Origin of the sequence: Microvirga massiliensis (genome assembly GCF_001006805.1) — a bacterium.
Classification (GTDB): Bacteria; Pseudomonadota; Alphaproteobacteria; order Rhizobiales; family Beijerinckiaceae; genus Microvirga; species Microvirga massiliensis.
Window position 1 is genome coordinate 322,964 of the sequence record NZ_LN811352.1, and the last position, 12,259, is coordinate 335,222.

The window sequence follows — 12,259 nt, forward strand, 5'->3', positions numbered from 1 at the left end:
AAGCGAGGAGCTCGCGCAAGTAGACGGTTTCCCGCGTCTCGTTCGGCAACTCGATGCCGATCGCGTTGCGGCCCGGGACCACGGCGACGCGCGCCGACACTGCACTCATCGAGCGCGCGATGTCATCCGAAAGCGAGATCACCCGCGACGACTTCGTCCCCGGGGCCGGCTCGAGTTCGTAGAGCGTGACGATCGGGCCGGGATAGGCGTGGATCACTTCACCTTTCACGCCGAAGTCACGGATGACCTTTTCGAGCCGACCGGCGGACTCCTCGAGAATATCCTCGGTGATGACCGGTCCCTCCGCCAGCGGAGGCTCCGCCAGGAACTCGAGGCTGGGAAACTCGTATTCGGCCTTCTGGCGTGAGATGGCGCGGCTCGGCGCCGGAGGCTCACTCTGAGAGATGTTCGGAAGCGGGTCGACGGGCCTATCCTCATCGACCTGACGCACGTCGTGCTCCGCCGGTACATCTACGGCTGACTCATCGGAGCCACAGGCAGGCTGCTGAATGACGGGCACGCTGAGAAGATCCGGAAGCCCCGCTTCATCCGGATACAGTGACAGATATCCGAGGTCGATCTCTTCCAACTCGGTTTCGCCATGCAACCGTGCCTCGGCGGCAGCGTCCGCAGGCGTGTCGATCGACTCGCTCACATCCAGCGCGTCATCGATGACGTCAGCCGACTCTGCTTCGGCGGTCCCCACCAGCCGATACCACTCGGGCCTCGAGAACCAGGCTGCATGCACGGCGAACCCGGGTGCGGTGTGCTCCTCCACTGAAGCGACCGAAATATGGTCTTCCGCTCGGGCGCTGATGCTCTCGAGAACAACGGCTTCCGAGTCCCAATCGTCGGGGCAGAGCCCAGCCCCATTACGCGGTTCCTCCCTGACCGTGATCTCCCCATTGTTTCGAGGCTTCGACACGCTGGGAGCCGCGCCCACTGGCGTATCGATCTCGGTCTCTTCGGCCGGAAGTTCGTAGCGGCCGTAACCAACCCTGATCGCATCCCACGCCTGCGCCGGAGCCCCGAACGAGGCTTCGTCTTCGTCGCCTATCAGGCCGGAATCGTCGCCGCGGGATATTCCCCTGCGCTCCCGCAACACTCTGTCGGGCGTCCGGGTAAATCTCACTCCGTCGGGGGTCACGAAAGCGCGCCGCCAGGCCGGCTCGTCGATGTCGACGTCCAGGCCGGCAGTACCGGGGCGCTCCTCGGAGTTGAGGAAAGCGTCTGGCGACTGATTCGGTGCAGGAAGGGTCTCCTGCTCGGCAAAGGCTGAAGCACGCCGGAGGGGCAGCACGTTCGATATTTCTTGGGGTTGCTCTTCAGGAAGGTTCACGTTTGCGAGTCGAAAAACAGGAGGCCGTCGAGTTGGATGCATGGTGGTGGTGGGTTGGAGCGGGGATCGCCAGACGGGCTGACGTCCGGCAAAGTCGGTCCAGAGTGGTAAAGAGATGGTTAGAATCCACGCTCTAAGCACATCAGCCGGGAGGCCGTCCCCACGCCGAGCCTGTCGGACTCGGGACCGAGCGGCCATCGTCCTGCAGGCGAGAAGGCCCTGTGGGGGCCCGGGTTACGATTCGACCGCGCCCTGAGAGCTTGCCAGCCTGCCGCCGTAACCGCTAGGCTCGTGGGTGGTCAGGTGGAACCGCTCAAGCTTTGCGGAATTGTTCCCACCAGATCCATTGCTGGGCAGAAGGGCCTGCCATGGCCAATCGGCATCCGCGCCTCCGTCGCAATATCTTGCCCGCGCGGCTACGGCCTCGGTCGCGCTACAGCCTGCAGTCGAAAGTTTTCACCGAGACCCGACGCAACATCCTGCGAACGATCTCCTGTCCCGCCATAGCGATGCTTCTGTCTCGAGCCGACATTACATAGCTCGTCGGCCCTCTTTCGAAGGAGGACTCAAGTCATGGCCCAGAGCGACTACGAGCGAGTTCTTCAAAACCCGAGATTTCAGGCCCTCGTTCACCAGCGGTCGAGATTTGCCTGGATTCTCACGATTGCGATGCTCGTCATCTATTTCGGCTTTATCCTCCTCGTCGCTTTCGCCAAGCCCCTCCTCGCCGCAAAGGTCGGAGATGGCGTCACCTCCTGGGGGATCATCCTCGGGCTTGGTGTCATCATCTCAGCATTCGTCCTGACCGGAATTTACGTTCAGAGAGCGAACAGCCAGTTTGACGAACTGACCCGTGATCTCACGAAGGAGCTCGTGTGATGCCCAGGCTGCTCCTGATCGCTGCCGTGACGGGTCTCGCGGCGGGTGCCCTTTCCTGTGAGGCTCTTGCAGCCGGTCCGGACCTCGGCGCCGTAGAGAGACAGCCCTTGAACTGGGCGGCCATCGGCATGTTCCTGCTCTTCGTGCTCCTCACGCTGGGCATCACATATCGAGCGGCCGCTCAGACCAAGTCCGCCGCCGATTTCTATGCCGCCGGTGGCGGCATCACGGGCTTTCAGAACGGCCTCGCGATTGCCGGCGACTATATGTCGGCAGCTTCCTTTCTCGGGATCTCGGGACTCGTCTTCGCCAGCGGTTTCGACGGATTGATCTATTCGATCGGGTTTCTCGTCGGCTGGCCGATCGTGCTGTTCCTGATCGCCGAACGTCTGCGGAACCTCGGCAAGTTCACATTCTCGGATGTCGCCTCGTTCCGCCTGGACCAGACGCAGATACGCATCCTCTCGGCAGTCGGGACGCTCGTCGTCATTGCATTCTACCTCATCGCACAGATGGTCGGTGCGGGTAAGCTCATCGAGCTGCTCTTCGGCCTGAATTATTTGTACGCCGTGGTCATCGTCGGTGTGCTGATGATCGTCTATGTCGCATTCGGCGGCATGAAAGCCACCACATGGGTGCAGATCATCAAGGCCTGCCTCCTGCTGGCCGGAGCATCCCTGATGGCCTTCATCGTTCTCTGGCGCTATGGCTTCAGTCCCGAAGCCATGTTCGCCGATGCCGTGAGAACGCATCCGAGAGGCGATGCCATCATGGCGCCCGGCGCCCTCGTGACCGATCCGGTTTCAGCGATCTCGCTCGGGCTCGCCCTGATGTTCGGCACAGCGGGATTACCCCACATCCTGATGCGGTTCTTCACGGTGTCCGATGCACAAGCGGCCCGAAAATCGGTCTTCTACGCCACCGGACTCATCGCCTACTTCTATATCCTCACCTTCATCATCGGATTCGGTGCCATCACGTTCCTGATGAACGATCCGAGCTATTTCAAGCTCGGGGCCGGTGGAGCCTACGACAAGGTCAAAGATATTATCGGCGGGACGAACATGGCCGCAGTCCACCTCGCGGCGGCAACAGGCGGCTCGATCTTTCTCGGTTTCATTTCTGCTGTGGCCTTCGCGACCATCCTGGCGGTGGTGGCCGGACTCACCCTGGCCGGTGCTTCGGCCGTCAGCCATGACCTCTATGCCGAGGTCATCGCGCGCGGACGTACCTCTGAGCAAAAGGAAGTCAGGATCTCCAAGATCTCGGCAATCGCAATCGGGATCGTAGCGATCATTCTGGGCTACATCTTCGAGAATCAGAACGTTGCGTTCATGGTCGGCCTCGCCTTTGCGGTCGCCGCGAGCTGCAACTTCCCGGTCCTCGTGATGTCGGTCCTCTGGAAAGGCACGACAACCCTCGGTGCGCTGATTGGAGGGCTTTTGGGCCTGTTGAGCGCCGTCGTGATGGTGGTGCTGAGCAAGGCGGTCTGGGTGCAGACCCTGGGATTCTCGAAAGAGCTTTTCCCCTATGACAACCCGGCTATTTTCTCCATGCCCATCGCGTTCCTGGGGATCTGGGCCTTTTCGAAGTTCGATGCCAGCCAGCGCGCCAAAGCGGAGAGGGCATCTTTCGATGCCCAATATATCCGGTCCGAGACGGGCATTGGCGCCGCTGCAGCGCACGTGCATTGATGAGGGGGCCCGACCCCATCACCCCTGATCGATCAGGGGTGATCGTCCCTGTATCTGCACGGGGTTAACGGATGCAGGGCTTCGATGCCGCCAACCCGCCTTTCGACCGTCTCACGCCGCAGGAACTGGAAGAACTGACGGCGGTGCTCGACATCGGCTACTTCAGCCCGGAAGAGGTGATCATTCGGGAGGGGCAGGCTTCGGATCTGCTCCACGTCGTGATCAAGGGAGCCGTCGAGGTCCGGGACGGAGATGCATTGCATGCCGTGCTCCGCGCCAAGGATAGCTTCGACTCGCGTGCAGTCGTCCACGGCGCCGCCGGGGAGAACTTCGTCGCCGTCGAGGAGACGCTCTGCCATCTGATTCCGGGCAACATCATCCTCAGCCTCATTCGACGGAATGGCGCCTTTGCAGCCTTCTTTTATGCGGATGTCTCGCGCAAGCTCGACGCTTTCGCCGAGCTGAGGACCGTAGAGGGCGTCGAGAGCGTTCTGCGCTCCCGCATCCGCGGGGCGCGTCATGGCGGAGCCGTCTTCATCGATGGCGCGAGCACGATCAAGCAGGCCGGGCAGCGCATGCGCGATCACGACATCAATGCCCTTTTTGTGCGCGACGGACAAAAGATCGGTGTCATCACCGGAATGAATTTGTCGAAAGCCGTCGTGCTCCGCGACCTGCCGCTCGATACGCCGGTGCGTGAGGCTTGCCATTTCGACGTGATCTCGGTCGATGCGGACGACTTCGTCTTCGAAGCGCTTCTCCTGATGACGAAGCACGACAAGCGGCGCCTCGCGATCCGGTCGAATGAAGAGTACATCGGTTTTCTCGAAGATATCGACATCCTGGGTCTGTTCGCCGGCAATTCGCAGCTGATCCCGGGGAGAATCGAACGAGCCCGCGGCCTCGACGATCTCGCCGGCGCCGCCAGCGATATTCAAGCCCAGGTCGAGCGCCTGCATCGACAGGGCCTCAAGGTGGAGGTGATCGCGGAGATCACCTCCGACCTGAACCAGCGGCTGTTCAGAAAGCTGTTCGACATGGTGGCCCCGACCACCATCCGGCGGGCCGGGTGCCTGCTCCTGATGGGTTCGGAAGGGCGCAGCGAGCAGACGCTTCGGACGGACCAGGACAATGCCCTTCTGCTGTCCGAGGAGGTGCCGGCCTCCGATCTTGCAGAGTTCCGGGACGCCTTTTCCGGCGCGTTGGAGTCCTTCGGGTTCCCGCCCTGCCCCGGCAACGTGATGGTGCGCAATCCGATTTGGTCGCAGACCATCGACAGCTTCATCCGCCAGCTCAAGCTCTGGGTCCTGAGCCGGGATGCTGAGGCGGCCATGAATCTGGCCATCTTCTACGATGCCGCCGTGGTAGCAGGTCCTTCCGAGCTCGGCCTCCGGGCCAAGGAAGCCCTGGTTTCTCTCATGCATGGGGAGGCGGCGCTCCTCTCCCGGTTCGCTCACCTGACCGAAACTTTCGCGACTCCGAATCTGGGGGTCCTGCACGCCATCATGGCGACCGTCGGCGTCGGCCCTGACGAGATCGACCTCAAGAGGGCCGGCATATTCCCAATCGTGCACGGCGTCCGGACGATGGCTCTGGAGAGGGGCCTCCTGGTCAACGCAACCGTTGCCCGCCTCGATGCTCTCGCCGAGACGGGAGCTCTGGATCCGAAGCTAGGTCAGGAACTGACCAGCGCACTCCATGTCTTCATGGAGTTCCGCCTGAGGTCGCAGCTACGCGCCCAACTCGAAGGAGCCAGGAGCGCCGAGGCGATCGTGCGTCTCGAAGAACTCAGCACGGTCGACCGTGACATGCTCAGGGACGCCCTTCGGGTCGTGCGCCAGTTCCGGGAGTTGATCCGCACCCGGTATAATCTTGGGGCTTTCTGAATGGTCCGGTGGTTGCGGAACCTGTTCTATCGCGCAACGCTCGGCGACCATGCGTATCGGTTCCTGTTCGAGCCGGGCCCTCCTGATGAGGTCGTGGTTCTGGATTGCGAGACTACGGGGCTCAATCCGAGGACCGACGAGATCGTCGCAGTCGCGGCAATCATCGTCAAAGGCGACCGCATCCTCACGAGCAGGCCCTTCCGGGCCGTCATACGGCCCGACAAGGGACCGACATCGGCGTCCATCAAGGTGCATCGGCTGCGAGCCCAGGATGTCGCCGAGGGGCACGCCATGCGGGAGGTGCTTCCGGGCCTTCTGCGATTTATCGGCGGACGCCCGATCGTGGGATATTACGTGGATTTCGACGTCCGCATGCTCGACAAATATGTCCTCCACTTCATCGAGGCGAAGCTCCCCAACCCTCGGATCGAAGTGTCCTCAATGTATTATGCTCTGAAATACGGCGGCGCTCTGCCCGGAACGGTGCACGACCTCCGGTTTGCCTCGATTCTTTCGGATCTCGGAATTCCGAGCCTCGCGCAACACGAGGCCTTCAACGATGCCGTCATGACGGCCATGATGTACGTCCAGCTCCGGGATATGCAGAAGCGAGGCGCTCGTATCAGCCGGGACCGAACTGTATACCAGATGGCGCCAGTCGGGGCCTGAGGACCCGGGAGGGCAGTGGTCGTCTCCGAAATCGAGCCCCTCGGTACGTTCTTCCGTCCGGCCGATCCGGTATTCGGTGGCACACGCCGCCAGTCATTCGATAAGTGACTGATCCAAAAGGAAGTCGGCCTCTTCCACTCCTCGGAACCTTTCGCGAGGCGGGGATGACGACGAGGAATTTGAAGCTCGCCCTGACCAAGGGTGATCTCCAAATCCATTGGCTGTGGATGCGGTCCGGAGGACGTGGAGAAGTGGACGTTGATTGGGCCCCTTCCAGGACCGAGGTTGATCCGAAACGGACCTTGCACCCAGCCCTGGCAATAACCGACCCAGCGTCGCATTCCTGCCACGGCGGGATGACAAATTCTCATAATTACAAATCCTGTCCTGTGTTGGACCTGGGCTCCCGATGAGCCGCAATTGATCGACGCCTCGTCGATGTCGCTCCTATAGCGCGCGGTCGAGCACTCGCTCGTGTCGTTGGGCGAGGCGCCCCTCAGCCGCATCGGTTTCGACGAATGGCTCCGCCGCTCACGGGCAGGAGCCTGATCCCGCATCGGTCAACCGAAGGAGGGCTCCATGAAATGCCTCGTCTGTTCACTGCTTGTCGCCACCCTACCGTTCGGCAGCGTCCTCGCGGATGCGCCGATGGAGAAGAACGCCAGGGTGACCCTCGTCTACCAGCACGAGCTGCCGAACGTCCCTGGCAAGAGCATCAAGGGCGTGCTCGTCGAATATGGCCCGGGCGGTTACTCGCCTGGCCACACGCATGCTAAATCCGCTTTCATCTACGCGACCGTTCTCGAGGGGGCGATCCGCAGTCAGGTCAACGACGGACCGGTAACGACCTACACGGCCGGACAGAGCTTCTCCGAGCTGCCCGGGGACCGCCACGGCGTCAGCGCCAATGCCAGCGAGACGCAGCCGGCCAAGCTCCTCGCGGTGTTCGTGGTCGACGCGAACGAAACCGAACTGACAATCCCATTCGGGAACTGAGGCAACAGAGCTATGGCGAGAACCTACCGTGAAGTTGCAATGGAGGACATGCTGCGCACCGTCGAAGAAGCGATGAGCCGCGTCATTGACTATTGGGGAGACCTGCCGTCGCCGATGAAAGAAGCGATCGAGCAGTTTCGCACGCAACTTGGGGCGGCAATCGATTCCGTAGAGTTTGTCAGAAGGGCACTCGACAGAGAAGTACCCGAAACCGAATACGGGGACGGCCCGCCTTGATGTTTTCTATGGCCGGCGTATGAACGCTTTGTGCGAGCCCGGCCGCCTGGCCGGGCCCGCAGCCGAAGTTCACGCCGTGACAGGCGCGGTAGCGGCCGCTTGCTGGTCTGCCTTCACGTCCTCCCCGCGAATGTAGGCAAGTATCTCCGGATTGACGATCTCGGGATGAGTCTGGCACAGGCCGTGCGGCAGGTCCTTGTAGGTCTTGAGCGTGCCGTTCTTCAGGAGCTTGATCGTCAGCGGCGCTGAATCGGCATAGGGCACGATCTGGTCGTCCTCGCTGTGGATCACCAACACCGGGACGTCGATCGCCTTCAAGTCCTCGGTGAAGTCGGTTTCGGAGAAGGCCTTGATGCACTCATACCCGGCCTTGACGCTCCCCATCATGGCCTGTCGCCACCAGTTGCGGATCAGACCCTCTGACACCTTCGCACCTGGCCGGTTGAAGCCGTAGAAAGGGGCGCTCGGAACATCGAGGTAAAATTGGGCGCGGTTGGCGGCAAGTGCGGCACGGTATCCGTCGAACACCTCGATTGGCGTCCCACCCGGATTTGAATCCTTTTTGACCATCACGGGAGGCACCGCGTCGACCAACACGGCCTTGGCCACGCGTCCCGGTTCCGCTCGCGCCACATAACGCGCGACCTCGCCGCCACCCGTCGAGTGGCCGATATGGATCGCGTTCTTGAGGTCGAGTGCCATGACCAGTTCGGCGACATCGGCTGCATAGGTATCCATCTCGTTGCCGCTGTCGGTTTGGTCCGACCGCCCGTGGCCCCGGCGGTCGTGGGCGATCACGCGATATCCTTCTGCCAGGAAAAACATCATCTGATTGTCCCAATCATCGGCACTCAATGGCCAGCCATGGTGGAACACGATCGGCTGAGCATCTCTGGGACCCCAGTCCTTGTAGAAGATCCGGGTGCCGTCTTTGGTGGTGATGTAAGTCATGGGGATGTGATCCCTTACCACATAGCCGGCCGGCAGGACCGGCGCCGCTGTCTCGTGATTGGGTCGATGGCGGGCTGGGTAAGCGTCCGTCGAACGAATCTGGCCCGGTCGCGACGACGAGAACATGGTAACAAACTCACTAGAATAAGACAGCTTGCGATTGCCTTTGACCAATTCGAGAATTGGTATGCCCTGTCAGACCGGCCAACATGCAGGGCTGTTATCTTCCAGGAGGAAACCTGCATCCTATCAACTAGTTCAGAGCGTCGAACAGGAGCGTATCCACGCTGCGATGATCCCGGTGCATTAGCAACAACCGACCAGCGTCGCATTCCTGCCACGGCGGGATGACAGACTCCCATGATTACAGATCCTGTCCTGCGTTGGACCTGGGCTCCTGGCGAGCCGCTTTTGATCGACGCCTCTTCGATATCGCTCCTGTAGCGCGTGGTTGCGTAACCCCGAAGGAGGAGCACATGGACAGCCGCAGATCCGGATCCCGTGCATCGTTCCCAAGCGTCTTCATCAGGAGGGAGCCATGACGAAGAAGCCTTCGCCTTTCCGCGGTTTACGAGTCGGTTCGACCACTGCATTTGGGTTGGTGCTCGCCGCCTTGGGCGGCATCGCCCTTGCCCAGTCGGACAAGTATACCTTGAAGGTGCCGGGCGGGCTCGCGTTCTCCGAGTTCAAGGGATACGAAGACTGGCCGGTTGTTTCCACCAGTCACAGTGGCGAACTCGATGCAGTGATCCTCGCCAATCCCGAGATGATCGACGCCTACCGGGCCGGCATTCCCGACAACGGCAAGCCCTTCCCGGACGGTGCCAAGATGGCGAAGATCCACTGGACCCCGAAGAAGAACCAGTATTTCCCGGAGACGACGGTGCCGGGCCCCCAGCATGACGTGGACTTCATGGTCAAGGACAGCAAGAGGTTCGCGGATAGTGGTGGCTGGGGATGGGCGGTGTTCAAGTATGACGCCGCGTCCGACACGTTCACGCCCGGCACCTTGGCTGACAAGCCGCCCCAGGCGAACGACGCCAAGTGCGGGTTCGCGTGCCACACGGTCGTGGAGACAAGAGATTACGTGTTTACGGAGTACGGAAAGAGGTGACCGGCACAGGAATGTGCCGACTGCCTTCCGCTCCGCTGACGCCTCCGCACGGCTGGTTGTGGCACTTCTCGTAAGCTAGTCAGATGTCTGCTCCAGCAGGGAGCACCGGACGTGCCTGAAGGACAGGTGATCTTCAGAGTTTGATCCTGATCAGACGGTCGGGTGACGCAGTCGAAATCGCGTACCGAGTCTCCGGAATTGATGCTCATCGCGGAATAGTGCCCCCGATCTTTGCATTTCACAGCACGGAAGAGGTTTGAGATCCTCGGCGCAGGACCAGAACCGGATGGACCTGCCGCCGTGCAACCCTCGCTGCCAGCCTTGGACGGAGCCTCCCTGCGGATCCCTTGCGTGCTTATGCGGGGCGGGACGTCCCGGGGGCCGTTCTTTCTGGAAGCCGATCTTCCCGAACATCCGGAGGCCAGGGATGGCGTGCTGCTCGCAGCGCTCGGCTCACCGCATGCCCTCCAGGTCGATGGAATCGGCGGCGGCAATCCGCTGACCAGCAAGGTGGCGATCATCGGGCGTTCGGTCCGGCCCGGGATCGATGTCGAGTACCTGTTCGCCCAGGTCGCGGTCGATCGCCCCCACGTGGATCTCAGCCCTAATTGCGGGAATATGCTCTCTGCGGTCGCGCCGTTCGCTATCGAAGCGGGCCTCGTGAAGGCACAGACCGGCGAGACGATCGTCCGGGTCCTCAACCGCAACACCTCGACTGTCGTCGAGGCGGTCGTGCAGACGCCTCACGGCCGCGTGCTGTACGACGGCGCGACCGCCATCGACGGAGTTCCCGGCACCGCCGCCCCGATCAGGCTCACGTTCCTCGACGCGATGGGCTCGAAGACGGGCGCCCTGCTGCCGACCGGCGCGGCCCGCGAGTACATCGACAACATGCCCGTCACCCTCATCGACTATGCGATGCCGATGGTGCTTCTGCGCGCCTCCGATCTTGGCATCGCGGGGGACGAGAGGCCCGAGGACCTCGATGCAAACGCTCCCCTCCTCGAGCGCCTTGAGGTGATCCGCCGGGAAGCCGGACAGCGCATGGGGCTGGGCGATGTCGCGGGCCGCATCATCCCGAAGGTCGGTGTGCTTTCCCCCGCACGGCATGGCGGGACCATCACGTCCCGCTACTTCGTACCTCATCGCTGCCATCGCAATCACGCCGTCACGGGCGCGTTGTGCACCGCTGCCGCGTGCCGGCTGCCCGGCAGCATCGCCTTCGATCTTGCCGCTCCCGGCCCATCGTCGCCCGTTACGCTCGAGCATCCGAGCGGACGCATCGAGATCGACCTCAGTCTCGACGATGCCGGACACGTCGAGCGGGCGAGCCTAGTCCGCACGGCCCGCCGCATCTTCGAGGGAAGCATCATCGTCCCGGCCAGCGCCGCGATCGTGCCCCGGGCGGAAGGATCACGAGGAGACAATGTCCATGACGATCACGCGCCGACTGCTTTGCTGCGCATTCCTCGCGACGGCGACGACGATCGCTGCGTCGCCTGACACCGCGCGGGCGCAGGACACCTTCCCGACCCGGCCGATGCGCCTTCTGGTGCCCTATGCGGCGGGCGGCGGGACCGACGCCATCGCTCGCCTCGTCGCCCAGGGCGTGGGCGAGAAACTGGGCCAGAGCCTGATCGTGGAGAACAACGGTGCTGCGGGAGGCAATGTCGCCACCCAGCAGGCCGCCAGGGCAGACCCGGACGGCTATACGATCCTGATGGCCAACCAAGGACCCATGGTCGTCAACCCACACCTGTTCGCCAACATGAAGGTCGATCCCCTGACGGCGTTCGACCCGGTGACATTGATCGCCGCGGCGCCGCTCATCGTCGTCGTGCCGCAGACTTCATCCTTCAAGAGCCTGCAAGAGCTTGTCGAACACGGCCGGAAGAACCCGCGCAAGCTTACCTACGGATCGGCCGGGAACGGCTCGGCGAGCCATCTCGCCACCGTCCTCCTCGGCCAAGTGGCTGGCCTCGAGGCCACTCACGTCCCGTACAGGGGGGCGGGCCCTGCCCTCAATGACCTCCTCGGTGGCCGCTTGGACTTCATGATCACCACGATTCCGTCCGTGCTCGGCCTGCTCGAGGCCTCGCAGGTGCGCCCGCTCGCCGTGACGGGCAAGGATCGGTCGAGGAAGTTCCCGGATGTGCCGGCCGCGGCGGAGAGCGGATGGCCGAACTACGAGGCCATGGCATGGTACGGCTTCGTTGTCCCGAAGGGCACGCCGAAGACGATCACGGCCAAGATCCGGACCGCCACGATCGAGACGATCAGCGCGGGCGTCGTGCGCGCACGGCTCGAGGCGGAGGGTGCGGAGCCGATCGGCAATGACTCCGAGGAGTTCGCCGCGATGATGAGGGCGGAATCCGCGCGATGGGCGGAGATCGTGAAGCAGGCCTCGATCACCATGAACTGACGCATTGGGCTTGGGAGGCTCGGGCCGCCGTCTCACCATACGGCTCACGTTCCTTCCGGAACGTGGAATCTC

The 12,259-nt window shown here is 62.4% G+C and carries 11 protein-coding genes; 9 read left to right on the forward strand and 2 right to left on the reverse strand.

What is annotated here, in order from left to right:
- Window positions 1–1,300: DNA translocase FtsK (locus BN1233_RS48280; RefSeq protein WP_046863494.1), on the reverse strand; the 1,300-nt coding region annotated here is incomplete at its 3' end.
- A gap of 612 nt (window positions 1,301–1,912) precedes the next feature.
- Between BN1233_RS48280 and BN1233_RS10445 the strand changes: the two genes are divergently transcribed.
- The 6 genes from BN1233_RS10445 to BN1233_RS10470 all read left to right on the forward strand — a co-directional run bounded on the left by BN1233_RS10445 (window position 1,913) and on the right by BN1233_RS10470 (window position 7,700).
- On the forward strand, window positions 1,913–2,218 hold the full coding sequence (locus BN1233_RS10445; RefSeq protein WP_046863495.1) for a DUF485 domain-containing protein: 306 nt from the start codon (window positions 1,913–1,915) through the stop codon (window positions 2,216–2,218).
- Entirely contained in the window at window positions 2,218–3,912 is a 1,695-nt protein-coding gene (locus tag BN1233_RS10450; RefSeq protein ID WP_046863496.1) for a cation acetate symporter, read from the forward strand. Before BN1233_RS10445 ends, BN1233_RS10450 begins: the two co-directional genes overlap by 1 nt.
- Before the next feature lie 71 nt (window positions 3,913–3,983).
- Window positions 3,984–5,798: a DUF294 nucleotidyltransferase-like domain-containing protein gene (locus BN1233_RS10455; protein WP_046863497.1), complete on the forward strand. Its 1,815-nt coding sequence runs from the start codon at window positions 3,984–3,986 to the stop codon at window positions 5,796–5,798.
- Window positions 5,799–6,467 carry a 3'-5' exonuclease gene (locus tag BN1233_RS10460; RefSeq protein WP_046863498.1) on the forward strand — a complete coding sequence of 223 codons (669 nt, stop codon included), beginning with the start codon at window positions 5,799–5,801 and terminating at the stop codon, window positions 6,465–6,467. It abuts the gene before it with no gap.
- A gap of 579 nt (window positions 6,468–7,046) precedes the next feature.
- Window positions 7,047–7,463 (forward strand): cupin domain-containing protein, encoded by a 417-nt coding sequence (locus BN1233_RS10465; protein ID WP_046863499.1) that lies wholly within the window; start codon window positions 7,047–7,049, stop codon window positions 7,461–7,463.
- A gap of 48 nt (window positions 7,464–7,511) precedes the next feature.
- Window positions 7,512–7,700 carry a hypothetical protein gene (locus tag BN1233_RS10470; RefSeq protein WP_244889824.1) on the forward strand — a complete coding sequence of 63 codons (189 nt, stop codon included), beginning with the start codon at window positions 7,512–7,514 and terminating at the stop codon, window positions 7,698–7,700.
- Between the two features lie 69 nt (window positions 7,701–7,769).
- On the opposite strand, the gene BN1233_RS10475 is transcribed toward BN1233_RS10470, so the two are convergent.
- Window positions 7,770–8,651: an alpha/beta fold hydrolase gene (locus BN1233_RS10475; RefSeq protein ID WP_046863501.1), complete on the reverse strand. Its 882-nt coding sequence runs from the start codon at window positions 8,649–8,651 to the stop codon at window positions 7,770–7,772.
- Between the two features lie 538 nt (window positions 8,652–9,189).
- Here BN1233_RS10475 and BN1233_RS10480 point away from each other — a divergent pair.
- From BN1233_RS10480 to BN1233_RS10490, 3 genes are all read left to right on the forward strand, one after another.
- Window positions 9,190–9,765 carry a cytochrome P460 family protein gene (locus tag BN1233_RS10480; protein ID WP_046863502.1) on the forward strand — a complete coding sequence of 192 codons (576 nt, stop codon included), beginning with the start codon at window positions 9,190–9,192 and terminating at the stop codon, window positions 9,763–9,765.
- Window positions 9,766–10,086: 321 nt separating this feature from the next.
- On the forward strand, window positions 10,087–11,268 hold the full coding sequence (locus BN1233_RS10485; RefSeq protein WP_082145420.1) for a 4-oxalomesaconate tautomerase: 1,182 nt from the start codon (window positions 10,087–10,089) through the stop codon (window positions 11,266–11,268).
- A complete protein-coding gene (locus BN1233_RS10490; protein ID WP_046863504.1) occupies window positions 11,198–12,187 on the forward strand; it encodes a Bug family tripartite tricarboxylate transporter substrate binding protein in 990 nt (329 codons plus the stop codon). Before BN1233_RS10485 ends, BN1233_RS10490 begins: the two co-directional genes overlap by 71 nt.
- Window positions 12,188–12,259 lie beyond the last annotated feature (72 nt).